The sequence below is a fragment of the Pseudoalteromonas sp. Scap03 genome (assembly GCF_013393115.1).
Lineage (GTDB): Bacteria > Pseudomonadota > Gammaproteobacteria > Enterobacterales > Alteromonadaceae > Pseudoalteromonas.
The window spans coordinates 1,637,043-1,658,934 of record NZ_VDEU01000001.1 but is presented as its reverse complement, the minus strand read 5'-3'; the positions used below and the strand labels follow the sequence as shown (position 1 = coordinate 1,658,934).

The window sequence follows — 21,892 nt, the reverse complement described above, 5'->3', positions numbered from 1 at the left end:
GATTGCTAGACTTAGCCGCAATATAAATCACAAGGATCTGAGCTTTGCGAAACAAAATTTTTATACTTTCTTCGCTTTTTTGTGCCGTAACCACAACCGTGAATGCTGAACCCTGGGTAAAGCCTGATGACTATGGTCTTAGAGCTGATATACAACAGCTTGCCGATGCTGGCATTATTTTAGCGCCAGTAACAACGTATCCATTAATGTGGAAAAGCTTTATTAATGATGTAAATAATACGACGTTAGAACAATTACCTCCTCGCCTGCAGGATGCGTTATTGCGTGTGAAACATCGTTATAAGTCAGAAAATAGTGGTTCTCATAGTGTACAACTTTCAGCTTCCGCCAACTCAGATCCATTAGCCGTTACTAGCTTTGGGGCAACAAATACTCAAGAGTCTGAATTAACAGCAGCTTATGCTTATCTAGGACATAACTTTGCGGCTAAAGTTGCGCTTAATCATCGCAGTGATGGCAAAAACTGTTTAGTCAATGGCAAAACAACTGACGATATAGCCAAAAATGAGCAAGTGCTAACAGACTGTAATGATACCTCTTTAGATGACAGCTATTTAGCTTATCGTATGGGTAATTGGATTGTAAGAGCAGGTGCCGTTGAGCAATTTTGGGGCCCAGGTGTTGATAACAGCTTAATTATGTCTGGTAATTCAAAGCCACTTCCCGCAATAAGCCTCAGCCGAGAACAAAGTAGCGCGTTCGAAACGCCTTGGCTTAGCTGGATTGGTCAGTGGAGCTTTACAGCACAAATGGCTAAGCTTGAATCAACCCGAGTTGTACCTGATGCATTATTATGGAGTACTCGTTTAAATCTTCGTCCAATTCAACAATTAGAAATTGGCTTTAGTTGGTCAGCACAATGGGCTGGCAAGGGACAACCCAGTTCAGCAGGCGACTTTTTTGATTTAATAACCGGCGGAGGTGAATGTGTTGATGGTACCAATGATTGTGATGGTGAGCTTATAACTCGCTTGGGGAATCAACTCGCGGGCTTTGATATTCGTTGGTCTGACACTTTGTTTGATCAACCTTATGCGGTATATGCAAGCACGATTGGTGAAGATACCAGTGGCGGCATTAAGCCAGTAGACAGAGGCTATCTTGGTGGAATACAAACCACGACTCGCATTTATAATCAGAATATTTTATTTAACCTAGAATACACTGATACCGGCGTAGCGTGTTCTGCCACATCAGCAACTGAAAACTGCTTCTATGAGCACAGTATTTATAATTCAGGGTATCGTTACCATGGTCGCCCTATCGGCTCTACCTATGATAATGATTCACAATCGCTAGTGTTAACCGTACTTGGGCAACTCTCAAGCGGAACTGACTGGCAAGTAAAATTACGTGATATTGACTACAACAGCGACAACCGTGACCGTTACCCAAATAACCCTGATTTAGGTAACTCGATTACCAAAACAGCATTTAGCTCTAAACAGCTTGAAGTACGTTACAGAATGCTTGCCATGGGGGGGCGCTTGACCCTTGGTGGACTTGCCTCTAATAACGATGGAGCAGAAAACGATACGTCTGCATTTGCAAAGTTCGAATATAACTTTTAGTTTTGCAAGCATTAAAAAAGGGGATAAACCAAAGTTTATCCCCTTTTTTATTTCACTAACTAGCTAGCTTTTAATTTTGCTAATCACTTTTGATGTAGAGCAACCATCTAAAAACTCAAGCACTTCTACTTTTCCGCCATGACGCAACACATGCTCGGCACCAGCAATTTGCTCAACGGTGTAATCACCACCTTTAACAAGAATATCTGGGCTAATTTGTTCAATTAACTTTGCCGGTGTGTCATTTTCATCCTCACTGCCAAACGGAATAACCCAATCAACAGAGGCAAGCGCACTTAGCACCATAGCACGCTCGTCTAATGGGTTAATTGGGCGCTCAGGACCTTTTAAACGGGCAATGGATTCATCGTTATTTAAACCAACCACTAATCTATCACCTCGCGCTTTAGCTTGTGCTAAATAGCGCACATGGCCTGCATGCAAAATATCAAAACAACCATTAGTAAATACAATGGTTTCACCATTTTGCTTTGCAAATTCAATATGCTGTAATACATCATCAAATGGGGTTTGATAATGCTCGCCAGTGGCTTGTAAGTATTGGCCTAACTTGCGGCTCAACTCTTCAGGAGAAACGGTAGCCGCTCCCAATTTACTTACTGCAATACCGGCTGCTAAGTTTGCAATTTCGACTGCATCTTTGGCGGTCATACCCGCACCTAGCATTACAGCTAATGTAGCAATAACAGTATCGCCCGCACCGGTTACATCACTTACTTCGAGTTGTTGCGCTGCAAAGTCATGCTTTTGCGTTGCATCAATTAGCGACATACCTTGTTCTGAGCGTGTTAGTAGCATGGCGTTAATACCCGCATCACTAATCAGGGTACGCGCGCTGCTAGCAAGCAACTCTTCTGAACCAACCTGACCACCCGCTAATTTAAACTCATTTAAATTAGGGGTTATGTAATCAGCTCCACGGTACAACTCTAAATCAGATGATTTAGGGTCAACAAGCACGGTTTTACCTGCATCTTTAGCAACCGAAATCATTTTTTGGATTAGCGCGAGTGAGCCCTTGTTGTAATCAGAAAATACAATAAAGTCGTAATCACTCAGCACCAGCTCTAATCGATTTAATAACAACTGGCTATGAGACTCATTAAAAGCCTCTTCTAAATCTAAACGCACAACTTGTTGATGACGACTGATCACCCGCATTTTAGAAATAGTCGGCAAATCGCATACACTCACAAGCTGTGAATTTATTTTTTCACCCTCTAGAATGTTTTCTAAAATTTGTCCGCTTTCATCCTCGCCAATTAGGCCAAGTAAACCCACTTTGCCATCTAGTCGGGCTATATTTTTAGCCACATTGGCGGCACCACCGGCTTTGTCTTCAAATTTACTGACTTTTACAACGGGTACTGGTGCCTCCGGCGAAATACGGCCAGAATCACCATACCAGTAGCGGTCTAGCATAACGTCACCAACCACTAAAATACGCGCTGCTGATAAGTTTTTTAATAGCGATAAATCCATTACTGCTGCTCCGCAACAACCATATCCATGGCTTCACACAACCAATGGCCGATAAACATATGCGCCTCTTGGATACGGGCTGTTTCATCATTTTTAATAATAATAGGTAACTTGGCGATGTCTTTTACTTTCCCCCCATCGCGACCTGTAAATGCAACAGTGAATGCTCCTATTTTATTAGCGGCTTCTAACGCTAAATTAATATTATTACTGGTGCCCGATGTGGTTAAGCCAATTACAATATCTTCAGGTTTACATAGCGCCTGTACTTGGCGTTCAAATACTGTGTCAAAATGATAGTCATTACTATGCGCTGTTAAAATAGAGGTGTCTGTGGTTAGAGCAATAGACGCTAACGGTCCTCGCTCTAACTTATAACGTACCACAAACTCTGCAGCCAAATGCTGAGCATCAGCCGCACTGCCGCCATTACCAAACCAAACAACCTTACCACCAGCCTGTAAAGCACTATGACATGCTTCTAACAACTGCATTACCTCTTGATGATACGCCTCCATGGTTTCGAACAATACTTGGTGACGATTTAAACTTTCTAGGTAGCTAGTTGCCACTGAATCTATAATTGACATGAGATATTCCTCTTGGAACTGAAATGGCAGGAAAAATTAATTTCATTATTCCATAATTTTATAGCCAAATCACCTCTATATAACTAAATTAAAGTACGGGTAGAAAGTTATTATTCAGATAAAGAAGGTTTTTATCGTTGTTACCTTTTTCAAGTTGCTATTTTATATTTGTGTATTTAGATAAAAACGATTTCACGCTAAACTAGCGCCACTTTCATTTATACAAAGCAACAGTATGGCACGCATTTTTTATTCACTCGCATTAATTATTATTAGCCCACTGATTGTATTTTACTTATATGTACTAAGAGGTAAAAAAAACGCAGGATATCGCGCTCACTTTAAGGAACGTTTTGGCTTCATAAGCCGCGCTTTATTTTCAAACAACAAACCAGCTGTATTTCATTGTGCTTCTGTGGGCGAGGTGTTAGCTGCAACCCCTTTAATTAAAGCCCTACAACATGAACAACCGCAGTTAAATATTTTAATTACCTGCAATACTCCAACAGGACGAGAGCAAGTTAGCGCACAATTTAAAAACAGCGTTGCTGTTAGTTATTTACCCATTGATTTTCCAATGGCCACCACTCGCTTTTTAAAACGAGTAAAACCGCAATTACTCTGTATTTTAGAAACTGAACTATGGCCGAACTTAATGGCTAATGCGCACAAACAAAATATACCTGTATTGGTAGTTAATGCACGACTATCTGAAAAGTCTCAGCAAGGCTACGAAAAAGTGGCCCAGCTAACTCGCAGTATCATGCAATCAATTACCGCACTTGCAAGTCACGACAAAACCGATGCAAATCGCTTTATTGAATTAGGGCTACCTGCTGAAAAAAGCCATGTAACGGGATCAATAAAATTTGATATTACCCCAACCACTGCACAACTCGATAAAGTAGCCTCTTTAAAGCAATATTATAAAAAAGCAGAACGCTTTATATGGGTCGCAGGTTCTACACACCCTATAGAGCATGAGTTTATTTTAGTAGCCCACCAACAACTACTAGAAGCACACCCTGACGCTTTGCTGATCATTGCGCCACGTCATCCCGAACAGTTTGATAAAGTTGCAGAGCTACTGACTCACTCTAATCTTAGCTTTAGTCGTCGCAGTCAAAAAAATTATAACAATGAACAAGTTGTGTTAGCCGACACATTAGGTGAATTACAATATCTATATGGTGCCGCTAATATTAGCTTTATCGGTGGCAGCTTAATTCGTCGTGGTGGCCATAACCCATTAGAGTCGGCAGCTTTTTCAGTGGGTATACTTACCGGCCCTCATACCTACAACTTTGACCATGTTTACCCTGAACTGATTAAACTCAAAGGCGCCCATGTGGTTGAAAATACTGACGAACTGGCGCTTGCATTGCTTCGCTTAATTAAAAACACCAAAGCGTGTGATATTCTTGGCAGTAAAGCAGCTCAGTGTGTTGCTAAAAACCAAGGCGCTATTGCCAAAACGCTTGCCATTATAACTCCTTATTTAGAGCCAAAATCGTGACCAACTTAGCTATATCTCAAACCCGTGAATGGGTAAGCGCTGTGATTGTAAAATACAATTTTTGTCCATTTGCCCGTAAAGAAGTTGAAAATAACTGCATTCACTACACCATTAGTAACACCTCAAAAATTGATGATGCTGTTATGGATATGCTTGAACAATGTACCCAGCTTGACCGTGATCCTCAGCGTGAAACAACTTTGTTAATATTTGATAATGGCTTTACTGATTTTGAAGATTTTTTAGACCTTGTTGACTTAGCCAATGCGCTATTAGTTGCACAAGGTTTTGAGGGGAAGTACCAAATTGCAAACTTTCATCCTGACTATGTTTTTGCTGATAGTGATGAAGATGACGCTGCAAATTATACTAATCGCTCGCCTTTTCCTACTTTACACTTAATACGTGAGGCAAGTATGAGCGCGGCACTAGATGAATACAACGAGCCGGAGTCAATTCCTGAACACAATATCAACTTAGCTCGCCGTAAAGGAGTTCACTTTTGGCAGCAGCTACTTGAAAATTGCAAAAAACCGAGCGCATAAGCTCGGTTTTTGGTTTTTAATAATGCGCAGAGTTATTTTTTAACCCACTCACCATTAACTTCAACGAAATGCCCTGCTTGGGTTTTTTCAATGGTTTTTGCCGCCGCTAGTGCTTCTACTTGAGCAAGTGACAAGTTGTTCTTTTTCGCAAGTTTTAAATATTGTGCTTTGCGCTTTGCGTTAATTTCATCAACAACCGCTTTAGCCTCTGCATTTTGTACAACCAAACCTAAATAACCTGAGCTATCTTCACCCACAAGCCCTTGGTTTTTAGCATCATCTAAACTGATTGCCCAAGCAGAAAATGACAATAAAGCGGCACTTAAAAGTGTGATCACGTTTAACTTTTTATTTTTTAATAAACTCATAATTGCTCCTTAGAATAACTCACTGTCATCGCTAAATAAGTCATCTAGCTCTTTATCAACTTTTACGCGAATTTCATGATCAACCTTCACATTTAAATTAATGGTGATAGGCTCTTTCGCTGCCACTTCAACGCGGTGCGTACATGCACTAAGCAACCCCAGTGCTGTAAGTATTATCAGCCATTTAGTCATTTTTAGTTCCTTTTGTTGAATACTCTTGTTCAACTTTTTGAGTAATTTCATCACTTAAGCGCAATGCTCTTAAGAGTGTAAAAACATTTTCTTCATGGTTGTAATTAAAGTTAACTTGCTGCGCCTGTTCCTTATTGTATCCCTTTAAGTTTACACCTAAATAAAGCCAACCGTCAGGCTTTAAGTCAACACTACTGTTTAAGCTCTGAATGTCTAAATCTTCCAACAAGCTTAAAATCGGGTCCAGTTCTTGTTGCTGAGCTTTAACTGCATCAAAAGCTGCATTGTCAGTAATAACTAGTTTACCTGTTCCTTGGTTAGATAATTCACCAGATTTTACCGAAATACCTTGTTGATCAAAGTAAACGGGTAAGCGGCCATTCACTCGACCAGTTAGTGTAATGCCTGATTTATCATCTAAGGTAATAAGTTTACTCGCATCAATATTTTCAAATGTGACCAAAGACTGCTGCGCTTTTTCCGTCACTTTGTAGCTATCCAAAGCAAAACGACCACCAAGTACATCAGCAGTTATTTTTTCAGCGCGAGCAATAGAGTTCTCAACACTAAAATTACCGACAATGTTACTCACAACAGCACCTGCTCGTAACTCATTTAATTCAAATGTAGTAGGAGCCACATTAAGCTGCCCTGAATCATAAGAACCCGTTAAGCGACTGCTAAAATGCTTAGCTAAATAATCGTTGTATAAGCCACTTACCTGTTCGACTTGAAATGCAAAATCAGCCTGCTGTAAATTAACATCTCCGCGAACAACCCCATTAAAGCTACCATCGGTCAGCGTGGCTAATGGTTCAAACTGCTGTAAAACAGGGTTAAATTTAGTCACAGCTTGATCTGCAACTGTTATCTCAAATGGATGTTCCACAGCAGATATGTGGTGACTGGCTACCAACTCAATACCATCAATAAATACATGATGTGAGGCTTGAAGCGCCCGACTTTGCAGGCCTTTAGAGCTTATGCGAATATTACTTAGGTTTAAAAAGTCACTGTTAAGTTGGGTAAGTTTAGTTTCACTGTTTAAATCGACAAATAATTCGCCAACAGCCAAACTAGAAGATGCTGATAATTGATTATTTACACCACGCACTTGGTATTGCTCATAAGCCACTGAGCGTAAATGGCTATCCAAGCTTGCGTTGATATTTTGTTTATCGTCAATCTCAGTCGTAAACTGTGCCTTGTAGCCCTTTACTGTTAATTTATCAAAACTAAGCTCAGCAAAAGCAATCTCGCTGGTTATTTTCGCATTTTTTTTATGTTGTAAAACATCCGCTATTTTAAATTGACCTGTGCTTGCTACCTTTTTAGCTGATACAGGTAAAAAACCAGGCAGCTCATCGACGTTTAATTGGTAGTTGCCATTCACAGCCAAGTTATTTAAAGCTGCATCTATTTCTATATGCTCAATACCTTCGCTGATAAACAATAACTTAATATTGCCTTTGGCATACTCTAACGGCTGCTGAACATTAATTGCTAGGTTTTTCAGGCTCAGCTTCGTTTCACTATTTTTAGTGTTTAATAGCATTGACGGTATAACAAGTTGTCCGTTTTCAAACTTTACCGTATCACTGAGCATCAATTGCCATTTTAACGGCAGCTGCTTGGCTACAAATTCACGCTGTGATTGATTGCTTATAAGCGTCAAACAATCACTATCAAACGTTACCAAGCTGGTTAATTGCTGTGTATTTAACAAGGCTTTTTTATCGTTAAAGTGATAGTAAATATTCATATCACCAAAAGCCTTTAGCGTTACTGGGCATTTACTAAATTGCTGTGTAAACTCAGCATCTATGTTTGATTTTATATCAACGGATAACCCATCAAAGGTGAACTCATGCCCACTGTTTAATGAAAGCGCGGGTATCGGCTTTATCTTTGTTAGTAATCCATCAGCTAACTTAAAGTGACCAGTAATTTTATGATTGCTGACTGTTACCTCTGCGATTGCATCACCTGAAATCACAAATGTATTTAGCTTCTCTTCACCAATGCTAACTACCAGTTCATCATGAAGTTGTGGGTGGGTAATTAACAATCTTTTGATATCAATTTTCGGCCGCTCTTTGGGTAAACTAAGTGCCAGCTTTTTGAAGGAATTATTACTTGCTGAGACACTCTCGCTATCATTTAAACGAAGATTAGCGCGGCCAACAGTTATTTTTTTTGTATCAGCCACAATGCTACCAAGCTCAATTTGATGGCCTTGGTAAGTCAAACATAACCGGTTTACGTTTAAGCTAATATTTGCATTTAGTGACCAATCTAAACAATGTAATTCAACGCCAGATTGGCTCAAAGATGGCGCTATAGCCCATTGAGTTATAGGCATACGAAATACATAACCCAGTGTTAGAACACTCAGAAATAAAAACACGATTCCCCATGCGATGCGTTTGATCATACTATCCTTAATTTGAACCTTGAACCTTGAACCTTGAACCTTGAACCTTGAACAGTCTAAACAAAAAAGGCTGCACAAGGCAGCCTTTTTATCTTACATCTAGATCATGAATCTAGCGTGTATATTAACCTACATTTTTACGCGCATTTCTAAACATACGCATCCATGGGCTATCCTCAACCCACTCATCTGGGTGCCAAGAGTTAGCAACCGCACGGAATACACGTTCAGGGTGTGGCATCATTACAGTTGCACGACCATCTGTTGATGTAATACCCGTGATCCCCTCAGGTGAACCATTCGGGTTTGCTGGGTACTGTGTTGTTGGATTACCGTAGTTATCAACAAACTTAACCGCTACGGTGCCGCTTGCAAGTGCAGCCTTAGTTGCCGCATCGTTTGCAAATTCTGCATGACCTTCACCATGAGAAACTGCAATTGGCATATGTGAACCTGCCATCCCATTAAAGAACACCGATGGGTTTTCTTGAATTTCAACCAGACTAAAGCGTGCTTCAAAACGCTCTGACTTATTAGTTACAAAGCGCGGCCAATGTTCAGTACCTGGAATCAACTCTTTTAATGTTGATAGCATCTGACAACCGTTACATACACCTAAGCTAAAGGTATCTTCACGATGGAAGAAGCTTTGGAACTGATCGCGTGCCATATCGTTAAACAATATTGACTTAGCCCAGCCTTCACCAGCGCCTAATACGTCACCGTAAGAGAAGCCACCACACGCCACTAAACCTTTAAACTGTTCAAGCGTTAAACGACCTTCTAAAATATCACTCATGTGAACATCTACCGCAGCAAAACCAGCACGGTTAAACGCAGCAGCCATTTCTAGGTGCGAGTTAACGCCTTGCTCACGTAAAATAGCCATTTGTGGCTTAGCACCTGTCGCAATGTACGGTGCAGCTATATCTTCGTTTAAGTCAAAGTTAAGTTTAACGTTTAAGCCTGGGTCTTTTGCATCAAATTTAGCGTCAAATTCTTGCTTAGCACACTCAGGGTTATCACGACGCGCTTGCATCTGATAGGTTGTTTCGGCCCAAATTGTACGAAGCTCAGTACGCGTATGATTAAGTACTGTTTGCTCACCACGATTAAATACAATGTTATCGTCATTATTAAGCGAGCCAATCACATGGCTAATTGCGGCAACACCATGCTGCTCAAATACAGAATTTACAGCATCTAAATCACTGTTTGCTACTTGAATTACAGCACCTAACTCTTCGTTATAAAGCGCTTCAATATCCGAGCCAGTCAAAGTCGCTAAATCTACGGTTACACCGGTATGTCCGGTAAACGCCATTTCAGCAATAGTAGTAAACAAGCCACCGTCTGAACGGTCGTGATACGCAAGTAACTTGCTATCAGCCACTAGCGCCTGCATAGCATTATAAAAGCCTTTTAGTAACTCAGGGCTGTCTACATCAGGAGTAACATCACCAAGCTGCTTATAAACTTGTGCAAGGCTTGATGCGCCCATACGGTTTTTACCCGCACCTAAATCAACTAAAATAAGCGAAGTGTCGCCCTTATCAGTGCGCAGCTGTGGAGTCACCGTTTTACGTACATCGTCAACACGGCCAAAGGCTGTAATAATCAGTGATAAAGGCGATGTTACTGATTGCTCAGTTGTATCATCTTCATTTTTCCATGTCGTTTTCATCGACATCGAGTCTTTACCTACTGGGATTGTTAACCCAAGTGCTGGACATAACTCTTCACCAACAGCTTTTACCGCTTCATATAAACCTGCGTCTTCACCAGGGTGACCTGCAGCCGCCATCCAGTTAGCAGATAGCTTAATGTTCTCAAGACTACCAATATTAGTACCAGCAATATTTGTAAGAGACTCGGCCACAGCCAAACGTGCAGAAGCGCCATAATTAAGTAATGCCGCTGGAGTACGTTCACCTAATGACATAGCTTCACCGTGGTAGGTATCGTAAGTTGCTGCGGTAACTGCACAGTTAGCCACAGGCACTTGCCATGGGCCTACCATTTGATCGCGCGCTACTAAACCAGTTACAGAGCGATCGCCAATAGTAATCAGGAAGGTTTTTTCTGCAATGGTTGGTAAACGTAATAAACGCTGCGCTGCATCCGCAGGATTAATTGCCTCTACATTTAATGCAGTACCGACTACTTGTTGCGACGTAACATCACGATGCATTTTAGGTGCTTTACCTAGTAATACATCCAATGGTAAATCTACAGGGCTGTTATCAAAATGACTATCTGCAACCGTTAAATGACGCTCTTCTGTTGCTTCACCAATAACTGCATATTGTGCGCGCTCACGCTTACAAATTGCTTCAAAGCGTGCAAAGTCTTCAACGCCCACAGCAAGCACATATCGCTCTTGCGATTCATTACACCAAATTTCGTGTGGTGCCATGCCCGGCTCATCATTAGGGATGTCACGCAGTTGGAATTTACCACCACGGCCACCATCATCTACAAGCTCAGGGAATGCATTTGATAAACCACCAGCGCCCACATCATGTATAAACGCAATAGGATTTGCATCACCTAGCTGCCAACATTTGTCGATTACTTCTTGACAACGACGTTCCATTTCTGGGTTTTCACGTTGAACAGAAGCAAAATCTAAATCTTCGTTTGATTGACCCGATGCCATGCTAGATGCAGCACCACCGCCTAAACCAATGTTCATTGCAGGGCCGCCAAGCGCAATCAGTTTTGCGCCTACTGGAATATCGCCTTTTTGAACATGATCAGCACGAATATTACCTAAACCACCGGCAAGCATAATTGGCTTGTGGTAACCACGTACCTCTTCACCATTGTGACTCGTTACTTTTTCTTCGTATGTACGGAAATAACCTAAAAGATTAGGACGGCCAAACTCATTATTAAACGCAGCACCACCTAATGGGCCTTCAGTCATAATATCAAGGGCATTCACTATGCGCCCAGGCTTACCAAAATCACTTTCCCAAGGTTGTTCAAAACCAGGAATACGTAAGTTAGATACAGTAAAGCCCACTAAGCCGGCTTTTGGTTTTGAACCACGGCCAGTTGCACCTTCATCGCGAATCTCACCGCCCGACCCTGTTGCCGCACCAGAAAAGGGCGCAATTGCCGTTGGGTGGTTATGGGTTTCAACCTTCATTAATATTTCAATGTCTTCTTGATGATACGCATATTCACCTTGCGCATTCGGGAAGAAGCGACCCGCCTTTGAGCCTTTCATTACGGCTGCGTTATCTTTATAAGCAGACAGTACATTTTCAGGGTTATGCTCAAAGGTATTTTTAATCATTTTAAACAGCGACTTTGGCTGTTCAATACCATCGATAGTCCAATCAGCATTAAATATTTTATGACGACAATGCTCTGAGTTTGCTTGTGCAAACATGAATAATTCGATGTCGTTAGGATTGCGCCCTAACTTGATGAAGTTTTCCACTAAGTAGTCAATTTCATCATCAGCAAGTGCAAACCCTTGCTCTATATTGGCTACGGCTAATGCTTCGCGGCCGCCACCTAAAATATCAACTGATGACATTTGGCGAGGTGCATCACTGCGAAATAACTGCGCTGCATCTTCTAATTTACTATGAGTAGCTTCAGTCATACGGTCATGAAGAAGCGCAATAACGTGTGTAAGCTGCTCTGTACTTAAATCACCTTCAACATAGTAAGCAATACCACGTTCAACCCTGTGAACTTGTTTAAGCCCACAGTTATGAGCGATATCAGTCGCTTTTGAAGCCCATGGCGAAATAGTACCAGGTCGAGGCGTTACTAATACCAACTGACCCGCTGGCGTATGCTCAGCAATTGTTGGTCCATAGGTTAATAACTTTTCAAGTTTGGTTTGCTCATCAGTGTCTAATGGCGATGTTAAATCGGCAAAGTGAGCGTATTCGGCATATACATTGGTGACAGGAAGTTGCGATTGTTGGCAACGCGCTAAAATTTTATTAACTCTGAACTCTGAAAGTGCTGGTGCACCACGAAGGATCAACATAAGTAATTTCACCCGGGGTTAGGGATTGAACGATATTTTAGGCGCGTATTATAGTCCAAATTACTCCCAGATTTAACTCAAAAATGCGCTTTTCATTAAATTAACTTTTTCTTTTTGTTTACACCTATTTTTTACTTACTGCGATTAAACGGTAAGTGACGTAATCAGTAAGTTTTGTTATAACAGGAGATACGATGCTAAAGAGGCGAATATGTTGAAGATAAAGCTAATAACAATTATTACGTTAGTCATCCTTTTGTGTGCCTGTAATACACAAGAGCAGTCAACACAGCTTGCCCAAATTAAATCAGAAAATAAAATTCGTGTGGGTACACTCGCCAGCGCAAGTAATTACTATCAAGCTGTTCAAGGTGAACAAGGGTTTGAATTTGAACTGTCTCAAGCATTCGCCGATTACCTTGGGGTAGAGCTTGAAATTGTGCCCTTTTTTAATTTATCCGATATGTTTGCGCGCTTAGATAGTGGCGATCTCGATTTAATTGCCTCTGGACTTACTTTTAACAAGGCGCGCGCCAAACGTTACCGCTATGGCCCAACTTACAGAACAATTAGTCAAAAATTAGTATTTAAACAAGGCCGTGAACGCCCTAGAGATTTTGATGATTTAACTGGTAACTTCACTGTTATTGCTAAAAGTAGTCACTCGCTCACATTAGAAGAAATACAACAAACCAACCCAGATTTAACTTGGAATGAAACCGAAGAATTTGATGAGGAAGAGTTATTACAAGCCGTTATTGATGGTGAAATAGATTACACCTTGGCAGATTCTCATACATTAGCGTTGTTTAGGCGCTATCACCCTAACTTGAGTATTGGCTTTTCAGTTACCCGTAATGATTCAATTGCATGGATACTCAAAAAGTCGAATGATGACTCTTTGTACGCATTACTAGTTCCTTTTTTCGGTGAAGCAAAACAAAATAATCAACTTTATGTGCTTGAAGAGAAGTATTTTGGCCATGTCCGTCAGTTTAATTACGTTAATACCTTAGCCTATATAGATGCAATAAAAGAAACACTGCCTAAATATCAGCCTTGGTTTATACAATATGCGGGTAGCCTTGATTGGCGCTTACTTGCTGCATTGAGTTATCAAGAGTCGATGTGGAACCCACGAGCTAAATCGCCAACAGGGGTGCGCGGCATTATGATGCTAACAAGGCGCACAGCAAAACAAGTCGGTGTTACTAATCGCTTGGAGCCAGAACAAAACATACGTGGCGGTGCTCAATACTTAGCTAAATTAATCAAACGTATACCAGATAGAATCCCGCAGCCTGATCGTACTTGGCTCGCACTTGCCGCTTATAATGTTGGTTGGGGCCACGTCAATGATGCCCGCATAATTACCGAACAACAAGGAGCTAGCCCTGATAAATGGGCTGATGTTAAAAAGCGCTTACCATTACTAGTAAAAAAACGTCACTACCGTAATACCCGCTATGGCTATGCTCGCGGTGATGTTGCAGTGACTTATGTTGATAATATTCGTCGCTATTACGATGCGCTAGTTTGGCTTGATGAAAATAATGCAATGGCAACTACACCGCCAACAACCGAAAAAGAAACTAAAGATCAAAGCATTAAACCAAATGATGCAAATCAACGTATCACTGGTGAAGCAGAAAAAGAAAAATAAATGCATTCTGAAAATTTCGCGCTATATTAGCTACATGTCAGAAAAGCAAATAGTTGTTTACTTGCAATCAATTATTCAATAATCTGGCTCAATTGTATTAAAATTTGTGTCATCACCAAGCACGTAAGGACAAGTCATGCTTAAACGTAGACGTACACATCAACTTAAACGTTGTATAAAGCACTCAACTGCGACTCGCCGTCGAGTGATGTTAAGAAATTTGCATAAAAAGGTTATCTGGCGTCGCCGCATGTTCGCTATGCAGCAAATGGCTGAGCTAGACGCCTTAATAGCAGCTGCAGACTAATCTCTGTTAAGGTTGCGAGCGGCTAGCTTTGCTGCTTTTATTTGTGATCGGCGACGCTTAAAAAAACTAGAAATAGTCTCTGCACATTGTGTCTCTAAAACCCCACCCGTTATTTCTACCTGATGGTTTAAACGAGGTTCTTGCAACAAGTTCATAATTGAACCAGCAGAACCCGTTTTAGCATCGGCAGCACCAAATACTAAGCGTTTAATTCGGCTGTGCACCAATAAACCTGCACACATAGAGCACGGCTCTAACGTAACATACAAAGTGCAATCAATTAAGCGATAGTTATTAAGCACTTTGCCGGCTTCTCTTACCGCTATCATCTCAGCATGAGCCGACGGATCATTATCGGTAATTGAGCGATTATAACCCGCGCTTATAAGCTGATTATTTTTGACAATAATGGCGCCTACAGGTATCTCATCGAGTTGCTCTGCTTGTTTTGCATACACAAGGGCTTGTTCCATCCAATATTGGTCGTCAAATGGCTCTGTCATGATTATTACTTAACTATTTTTTATGCCGTAATTATACCAACTTAGCGTAAAAAAATGCGTAATTGATCACTTTATTGCAAAAATAAAACAAATTTAAGTGGTTTACCATGGCCCATAAGGCGGGATTTACGCTATAATCTCTCGCTTTTTTTATTTAGCTCACAACACGGGTAGCAAATGAAATTTCCTGGACGCCGCAGGCATAAACATTATTTCCCAGTGGAAGCCAAAGATCCACTGACCAATCAACTTAACGCCACAGAACGATTACACCGCAGCTATGTTACGGGGATCGATCAAATCGTTGTTGATATAGAAGCTAAGGTTGACCAAGCTTTTCTCGATGAATTTCAATTGCGCCGAGGGATGTCGCAAGTTATAGATAATGACATCACTAATGCTTTATACGATCGCTTAAAACTAAACGATATGGTCGATTACGAATTCGCAGGAGGAACCGTTGGCAACACAATGCACAACTATTCCGTACTTGCTGATGATCGTTCGGTACTATTAGGCGTAATGAGCGAAAATATAAAAATAGGCAGTTATGCTTATAGATTTTTATGTAATAACTCAAGTCGTGTAGATTTAGACTACTTACAACCAGTCGATGGTCCTATTGGCCGTTGCTTTACCTTGATTGATGAAACAGGTGAGCGCACGTTTGCTATTAGTGCTGGCCTGATGAATTACCTAAAGCCAGAGTCAATTGATAAAGAGCTAATAGAAGGCTCATCAGCATTAGTCATCAGTGCTTATTTAATGCGTACTCAAGGTGATGAAACCATGACCGAAGCGACTATGCAAGCAATCAAGTATGCTAACGATGCAAATGTACCCGTGGTATTAACACTGGGGACTAAGTTTCTTATCGAGCAGGACCCGACATGGTGGGCTAACTTTGTAGAAAAGCATGTTGATATACTTGCTATGAACGAAGAAGAAGGCCAAGCAATTACTGGATATGAAGATCCACTTCTTGCTGCTGACAAAGCATTAGATTGGGTTGACTTAGTTATTTGTACAGCCGGTGAAAAAGGCTTATTTATGGCTGGTTTTGTTGACGACAGCTGCAAACGTGAAACAGAGTATCCATTATTACCGGGTGCCATACCAGATTTTAATCGTTATGAATTTTCACGTGCAATGCGTAAAGTTGACTGTGAAAACCCTATAAAGGCATATAGCCATACAGCGCCGTTTATGGGCGGGCCTGACTCGATTAAAAATACCAATGGTGCCGGTGACTGTGCTTTAGCCGCGGTTTTACATGACTTATCAGCGAATGTTTATCATAAGTTGAATGTTGCTAATTCAGCAAAGCATCAGCAACAAGCCATTACCTACTCTTCGCTCGCACAAATTAGCAAATATGCTAACCGTGCAAGCTTTGAAGTACTTGTACAGCACTCTCCTCGCTTATCTCGTGGTTTGCCTGAGCGCGAAGATTGTTTAGAACAAGTGTATTGGGATCAATAAGATCCCATTACGCTAAACAAAGCTAAAATATAGATATATCAAGCTTTTTAGATAGCAGCTCTAATGCTGCTATTCCCGCCACTGAGTTACCAAAAGAGTTTAATCCTGGTGAATAGACTGCCACTGTAAATCTATTCGGTAACACCGCTAATATTGTACCAGAAACACCCGATTTACCAGGCATGCCTACACGATAACCAAAGTCACCTGCTGCGTCATATAACCCACTGGTAAATAACAACGAATTTAATTGCTTGTTTTGACGACTAGAAAGTACTCGTTTGTTTGAGCTGTAATCCATCCCTTTATTGGCTAAAAAATTGTACGCCTTAGCAAGTTCAATACAATTAAGTTCTATGGCACAAAAATTAAAATACGACCAAAGGACATCATCTACTTCATTTTCAAAGTTACCGAATGATTTCATTAAATGTGCCATTGCCGCATTTCTATGCCGAAACTCATATTCTGAGTTAGCCACTTGCTTATCAATTACAATACTTCGATTACCTGATAAATCGCGAAATGTTTCAAGCATAGAGTGCATTGGAGCTGATAAACGACTATACAAAGCATCACAGGTAACAATCGCTCCCGCATTAATAAATGGGTTACGTGGAATCCCTTTTTCAAACTCAAGCTGTGTCAGAGAGTTAAACGCTGTACCTGAAGGCTCTTTGCCAACTCTATTCCATAATTCATCGCCATAGCGTTGCAAAGCTAATGTCAGAGTCATTACTTTAGATACAGATTGAATTGTGAAACGTTGCTCACAATCACCGGCGCAGAAAATTTCTCCTTCCGTAGTATAAATAGCAATAGAGAACTGCTCAGGAGAAACCTCTGCCAATGCCGGTATATAATCGGCAACTTTACCCTGCGTTAGTAAAGGCTTAACCTCTTGAGTTATCTCATTTAACACTCGTTGGTAATCACTCGTTGGCAATCGACACCTCAATAATACGAAATCTAAAACTAAATTTTAACACGTCAGATCCATAACCGCATGGTAATGTTGAGCAAATAGGGGATTCGCTGATATCAATGAAAATATTTCACTACAAACTTCGAAACTATTACAGCATAAGTAAACCATAGTAAGGGCTTTAAGTTCCTACTTTTTTTACTTTAATCTGATGCCTTTAATTAGAGTCGGTGCGCTACTTCGTAGCGACAGCGCAGTAGAATGTCGCAGTGCCCACAGCGGTAAAAAGTCACATAGCAAATGCGATGCTATCATTGTGTCGGGGCGGCCTTCCGCGGGGCTCGCCTTCGAGCTGTTTTTTTTTGGCTACTGAGTTTGGCATGGGCTCTTAGATATTTACTAAACCCCAAACAGCAAAAAACCCGTTACATTGCTGTAACGGGTTTCTTTAATTGAATTCTGGTAATGTCATGGTACCCACAGCGGTAGAAAGTCACATAACAAATGCCACACTATCATTGTGTCGGGGCGGCCTTCCGCGGGGCTCGCCTTCGAGCTGTTTTTTTTTGGCTACTGAGTTTGGCATGGGCTCTTAGATATTTACTAAACCCCAAACAGCAAAAAACCCGTTACATTGCTGTAACGGGTTTCTTTAATTGAATTCTGGTAATGTCATGGTACCCACAGCGGTAGAAAGTCACATAACAAATGCCACACTATCATTGTGTCGGGGCGGCCTTCCGCGGGGCTCGCCTTCGAGCTGTTTTGTTTGACTACTGAGTTTGGCATGGGTTCTTGGCTATTTACTAAACCCCAGATAGCAAAAAACCCGTTACATTGCTGTAACGGGTTTCTTTAATTGGATCCTGGTAATGTCCTACTTTCACATAACAAATGCTACACTATCATCGGCGCTGTTTCGTTTCACTACTGAGTTCGGCATGGGGTCAGGTGGGTCCAAAACGCTATTGTCACCAAGCAAATTTGGTGTCAGTCCGTATCGCTACGCACTAACTAAAATTTGGAATTTCTGATAATAAAAGTTTTCAGTAATCTACTTTAGTCTATTAACTTCTTCGCTTGTTTCACTATCACATAAAACGCGTTTGGCGTTGTATGGTTAAGCCTCACGGGTAATTAGTACAAGTTAGCTTAATGGCTCACACCACTTCCACATCTTGCCTATCAACGTTGTAGTCTTCAACGGCCCTTCAGAGACTTTAAAAGTCTAGTGAGAACTCATCTCGAGGCCTGCTTCGCGCTTAGATGCTTTCAGCGCTTATCAGTTCCGAACGTAGCTACCGGGCAATGCCATTGGCATGACAACCCGAACACCAGCGGTTCGTTCACTCCGGTCCTCTCGTACTAGGAGCAACCCCTCTCAATTCTCAAACGCCCACGGCAGATAGGGACCGAACTGTCTCACGACGTTCTAAACCCAGCTCGCGTACCACTTTAAATGGCGAACAGCCATACCCTTGGGACCGACTTCAGCCCCAGGATGTGATGAGCCGACATCGAGGTGCCAAACACCGCCGTCGATATGAACTCTTGGGCGGTATCAGCCTGTTATCCCCGGAGTACCTTTTATCCGTTGAGCGATGGCCCTTCCATTCAGAACCACCGGATCACTATGACCTACTTTCGTACCTGCTCGACGTGTCTGTCTCGCAGTTAAGCTGGCTTCTACCATTACACTAACCGTACGATGTCCGACCGTACTTAGCCAACCTTCGTGCTCCTCCGTTACTCTTTGGGAGGAGACCGCCCCAGTCAAACTACCCACCAGGCACTGTCCGTAACCCCGATTCAGGGGCCAACGTTAGAACATCAAAACTACAAGGGTGGTATTTCAAGGACGACTCCACAAAAACTAGCGTCTCTGCTTCAAAGTCTCCCACCTATCCTACACATGTAGGTTCAATGTTCAGTGCCAAGCTGTAGTAAAGGTTCACGGGGTCTTTCCGTCTAGCCGCGGGTACACAGCATCTTCACTGCGATTTCAATTTCACTGAGTCTCGGGTGGAGACAGCGTGGCCATGGTTACACCATTCGTGCAGGTCGGAACTTACCCGACAAGGAATTTCGCTACCTTAGGACCGTTATAGTTACGGCCGCCGTTTACCGGGGCTTCGATCAAGAGCTTCTCCGAAGATAACCCCATCAATTAACCTTCCGGCACCGGGCAGGTGTCACACCGTATACGTCATCTTGCGATTTTGCACAGTGCTGTGTTTTTAATAAACAGTCCCAGCCACCTGGTCACTGCGGCTCCAATCAGCTTAGAGAGCAAGTCTCATCACCAATCGGAGCGTACCTTCTCCCGAAGTTACGGTACGATTTTGCCTAGTTCCTTCACCCGAGTTCTCTCAAGCGCCTTAGTATTCTCTACCTGACCACCTGTGTCGGTTTGGGGTACGATTCGGTATAATCTGAAGCTTAGAGGCTTTTCCTGGAAGTATGGCATCAGCAACTTCATCACCGTAGTGACTCGTCTCGTGTCTCAGCCTAACAGCAACCCGGATTTACCTAAGTCACTAGCCTACACACTTTCACATGGACTACCATCGCCATGCTTGCTTAGCCTGCTCCGTCCCCCCATCGCAATTATACCAAGTACGGAAATATTAATCCGTTTCCCATCGACTACGCCTTTCGGCCTCGCCTTAGGGGTCGACTTACCCTACCCTGATTAACATGGGATAGGAACCCTTGGTCTTCCGGCGTGCGGGTTTTTCACCCGCATTATCGTTACTCATGTCAGCATTCGCACTTCTGATACGTCCAGCATACCTCCCGGTACACCTTCAACCGCTTACAGAACGCTCCCCTACCACTCAGAATAAATTCTGAATCCGCAGCTTCGGTGCATAGTTTAGCCCCGTTACATCTTCCGCGCAGACCGACTCGACCAGTGAGCTATTACGCTTTCTTTAAAGGATGGCTGCTTCTAAGCCAACCTCCTGGCTGTCTGGGCCTTTCCACATCGTTTCCCACTTAACTATGACTTTGGGACCTTAGCTGGCGGTCTGGGTTGTTTCCCTCTTCACGACGGACGTTAGCACCCGCCGTGTGTCTCCCGGATATTACTTTACGGTATTCGGAGTTTGCAAAGGGTTGGTAAGTCGGGATGACCCCCTAGCCTTAACAGTGCTCTACCCCCGTAAGTATTCGTCCGAGGCTCTACCTAAATAGATTTCGGGGAGAACCAGCTATCTCCCGGTTTGATTAGCCTTTCACTCCTAACCACAGGTCATCCCCTAACTTTTCAACGTTAGTGGGTTCGGTCCTCCAGTTGATGTTACTCAACCTTCAACCTGCCCATGGCTAGATCACCGGGTTTCGGGTCTATACCTTGCAACTATTCGCCCAGTTAAGACTCGGTTTCCCTACGGCTACCCTAATCGGTTAACCTCGCTACAAAATATAAGTCGCTGACCCATTATACAAAAGGTACGCAGTCACCCTCGAGGGGCTCCTACTGCTTGTACGTACACGGTTTCAGGTTCTATTTCACTCCCCTCACAGGGGTTCTTTTCGCCTTTCCCTCACGGTACTGGTTCACTATCGGTCAGTTGGGAGTATTTAGCCTTAGATGATGGTCCACCTATATTCAGTCAAAGTTTCACGTGCTCCGACCTACTCGATTTCACTTAAAATGCGTTTTCATGTACGGGACTATCACCCTGTATCGTGGCACTTTCCAGAGCCTTCCATTAACACATAATAAGCTTAAGGGCTGTTCCGATTTCGCTCGCCGCTACTATCGGAATCTCGGTTGATTTCTTTTCCTACGGGTACTTAGATGTTTCAGTTCTCCGCGTTCGCCTCGTTAACCTATGTATTCAGTTAACGATACCTGCAAGCAGGTGGGTTTCCCCATTCGGAAATCCTAGTCTCAAGTGCTTTTTACTAGCTTGACTAGGCTTATCGCAAGTTAATACGTCCTTCATCGCCTCCAACTGCCAAGGCATCCACCGTGTACGCTTAGTCACTTAACCATACAACCCAAACGGGTCTTTGTTTTGTGACAGTTTAACTTCGCCAGAAGTTAATATTGAATACTAAAGTAGATACCAATCAACAAACGTAAAACGTTTATTAAATGGCACTGAATGATACTGCTATCATTCTTTTTTACTTTTGAAAACTCTGTACAAATACAATGTATTCATACGAATTTTATTATCAGCTTTTCCAAATTTTTAAAGAGCATATTAATTAGTAAACTCAAAGAGCAAACTAACTAACAATCAT

The 21,892-nt window shown here is 42.1% G+C and carries 14 protein-coding genes and 2 rRNA genes; 6 read left to right on the top strand and 10 right to left on the bottom strand.

Annotated features, from left to right (window positions below):
• The first annotated feature begins 44 nt into the window (after positions 1–44).
• Entirely contained in the window at positions 45–1,592 is a 1,548-nt protein-coding gene (locus tag FHG08_RS07485) for a capsule assembly Wzi family protein (RefSeq protein ID WP_178955275.1), read from the top strand.
• A 63-nt stretch (positions 1,593–1,655) separates the two neighbouring features.
• Here the strand turns inward: FHG08_RS07485 and hldE are convergent, their stop codons facing one another.
• On the bottom strand, positions 1,656–3,095 hold the full coding sequence (gene hldE / locus FHG08_RS07480) for a bifunctional D-glycero-beta-D-manno-heptose-7-phosphate kinase/D-glycero-beta-D-manno-heptose 1-phosphate adenylyltransferase HldE (protein ID WP_138594062.1): 1,440 nt from the start codon (positions 3,093–3,095) through the stop codon (positions 1,656–1,658).
• On the bottom strand, positions 3,095–3,685 hold the full coding sequence (locus FHG08_RS07475) for an SIS domain-containing protein (protein ID WP_008115583.1): 591 nt from the start codon (positions 3,683–3,685) through the stop codon (positions 3,095–3,097). Before FHG08_RS07475 ends, hldE begins: the two co-directional genes overlap by 1 nt.
• Before the next feature lie 235 nt (positions 3,686–3,920).
• Between FHG08_RS07475 and waaA the strand changes: the two genes are divergently transcribed.
• Together waaA and FHG08_RS07465 are read left to right on the top strand one after the other, a co-directional pair.
• Positions 3,921–5,201, top strand: a complete 1,281-nt coding sequence (gene waaA, locus FHG08_RS07470; protein ID WP_178955273.1) for a lipid IV(A) 3-deoxy-D-manno-octulosonic acid transferase — start codon at positions 3,921–3,923, stop codon at positions 5,199–5,201.
• Positions 5,198–5,746 carry a DUF1415 domain-containing protein gene (locus FHG08_RS07465; RefSeq protein ID WP_178955271.1) on the top strand — a complete coding sequence of 183 codons (549 nt, stop codon included), beginning with the start codon at positions 5,198–5,200 and terminating at the stop codon, positions 5,744–5,746. Before waaA ends, FHG08_RS07465 begins: the two co-directional genes overlap by 4 nt.
• 32 nt (positions 5,747–5,778) lie before the next feature.
• On the opposite strand, the gene FHG08_RS07460 is transcribed toward FHG08_RS07465, so the two are convergent.
• The 4 genes from FHG08_RS07460 to purL all read right to left on the bottom strand — a co-directional run bounded on the left by FHG08_RS07460 (position 5,779) and on the right by purL (position 12,755).
• Positions 5,779–6,114 (bottom strand): YdbL family protein, encoded by a 336-nt coding sequence (locus FHG08_RS07460; protein ID WP_008115577.1) that lies wholly within the window; start codon positions 6,112–6,114, stop codon positions 5,779–5,781.
• A gap of 9 nt (positions 6,115–6,123) precedes the next feature.
• On the bottom strand, positions 6,124–6,306 hold the full coding sequence (locus FHG08_RS07455; protein ID WP_008115575.1) for a YnbE family lipoprotein: 183 nt from the start codon (positions 6,304–6,306) through the stop codon (positions 6,124–6,126).
• Positions 6,299–8,740 carry a YdbH domain-containing protein gene (locus tag FHG08_RS07450; protein WP_178955269.1) on the bottom strand — a complete coding sequence of 814 codons (2,442 nt, stop codon included), beginning with the start codon at positions 8,738–8,740 and terminating at the stop codon, positions 6,299–6,301. Before FHG08_RS07450 ends, FHG08_RS07455 begins: the two co-directional genes overlap by 8 nt.
• 124 nt (positions 8,741–8,864) lie before the next feature.
• Positions 8,865–12,755 (bottom strand): phosphoribosylformylglycinamidine synthase, encoded by a 3,891-nt coding sequence (gene purL, locus FHG08_RS07445; protein WP_178955267.1) that lies wholly within the window; start codon positions 12,753–12,755, stop codon positions 8,865–8,867.
• A gap of 211 nt (positions 12,756–12,966) precedes the next feature.
• Here purL and mltF point away from each other — a divergent pair, with 211 nt between their 5' ends.
• Both mltF and FHG08_RS07435 read left to right on the top strand, forming a co-directional pair.
• Positions 12,967–14,418: a membrane-bound lytic murein transglycosylase MltF gene (gene mltF / locus FHG08_RS07440; RefSeq protein ID WP_138605116.1), complete on the top strand. Its 1,452-nt coding sequence runs from the start codon at positions 12,967–12,969 to the stop codon at positions 14,416–14,418.
• Positions 14,419–14,554: 136 nt separating this feature from the next.
• Complete coding sequence (locus tag FHG08_RS07435) at positions 14,555–14,725, top strand: hypothetical protein (protein ID WP_008115566.1); 171 nt, start codon at positions 14,555–14,557, stop codon at positions 14,723–14,725.
• On the opposite strand, the gene tadA is transcribed toward FHG08_RS07435, so the two are convergent.
• Positions 14,722–15,228, bottom strand: coding sequence for a tRNA adenosine(34) deaminase TadA (gene tadA / locus FHG08_RS07430; RefSeq protein ID WP_138605117.1), 507 nt, complete (start codon positions 15,226–15,228; stop codon positions 14,722–14,724). The genes FHG08_RS07435 and tadA overlap by 4 nt on opposite strands.
• Positions 15,229–15,405: 177 nt before the next feature.
• Between tadA and FHG08_RS07425 the strand changes: the two genes are divergently transcribed.
• Complete coding sequence (locus FHG08_RS07425; protein WP_138605119.1) at positions 15,406–16,710, top strand: inosine/guanosine kinase; 1,305 nt, start codon at positions 15,406–15,408, stop codon at positions 16,708–16,710.
• Between the two features lie 22 nt (positions 16,711–16,732).
• On the opposite strand, the gene glsB is transcribed toward FHG08_RS07425, so the two are convergent.
• The 3 genes from glsB to FHG08_RS07410 all read right to left on the bottom strand — a co-directional run bounded on the left by glsB (position 16,733) and on the right by FHG08_RS07410 (position 21,636).
• Positions 16,733–17,656, bottom strand: a complete 924-nt coding sequence (glsB, locus tag FHG08_RS07420) for a glutaminase B (protein WP_138605120.1) — start codon at positions 17,654–17,656, stop codon at positions 16,733–16,735.
• 843 nt (positions 17,657–18,499) lie between these two features.
• Positions 18,500–18,614, bottom strand: a 5S ribosomal RNA gene (gene rrf, locus FHG08_RS07415).
• Positions 18,615–18,751: 137 nt separating this feature from the next.
• Positions 18,752–21,636, bottom strand: a 23S ribosomal RNA gene (locus tag FHG08_RS07410).
• Between the last annotated feature and the right edge of the window lie 256 nt (positions 21,637–21,892).

Coding starts and splice junctions, on each gene's coding strand:
- hldE (WP_138594062.1), bottom strand. CDS start 3,095: ATGGATTTATCGCTATTAAAAAACTTATCAGCAGCGCGTATTTTAGTG.
- FHG08_RS07475 (WP_008115583.1), bottom strand. CDS start 3,685: ATGTCAATTATAGATTCAGTGGCAACTAGCTACCTAGAAAGTTTAAAT.
- waaA (WP_178955273.1), top strand. CDS start 3,921: ATGGCACGCATTTTTTATTCACTCGCATTAATTATTATTAGCCCACTG.
- FHG08_RS07460 (WP_008115577.1), bottom strand. CDS start 6,114: ATGAGTTTATTAAAAAATAAAAAGTTAAACGTGATCACACTTTTAAGT.
- FHG08_RS07455 (WP_008115575.1), bottom strand. CDS start 6,306: ATGACTAAATGGCTGATAATACTTACAGCACTGGGGTTGCTTAGTGCA.
- FHG08_RS07450 (WP_178955269.1), bottom strand. CDS start 8,740: ATGATCAAACGCATCGCATGGGGAATCGTGTTTTTATTTCTGAGTGTT.
- purL (WP_178955267.1), bottom strand. CDS start 12,755: ATGTTGATCCTTCGTGGTGCACCAGCACTTTCAGAGTTCAGAGTTAAT.
- mltF (WP_138605116.1), top strand. CDS start 12,967: ATGTTGAAGATAAAGCTAATAACAATTATTACGTTAGTCATCCTTTTG.
- FHG08_RS07435 (WP_008115566.1), top strand. CDS start 14,555: ATGCTTAAACGTAGACGTACACATCAACTTAAACGTTGTATAAAGCAC.
- tadA (WP_138605117.1), bottom strand. CDS start 15,228: ATGACAGAGCCATTTGACGACCAATATTGGATGGAACAAGCCCTTGTG.
- FHG08_RS07425 (WP_138605119.1), top strand. CDS start 15,406: ATGAAATTTCCTGGACGCCGCAGGCATAAACATTATTTCCCAGTGGAA.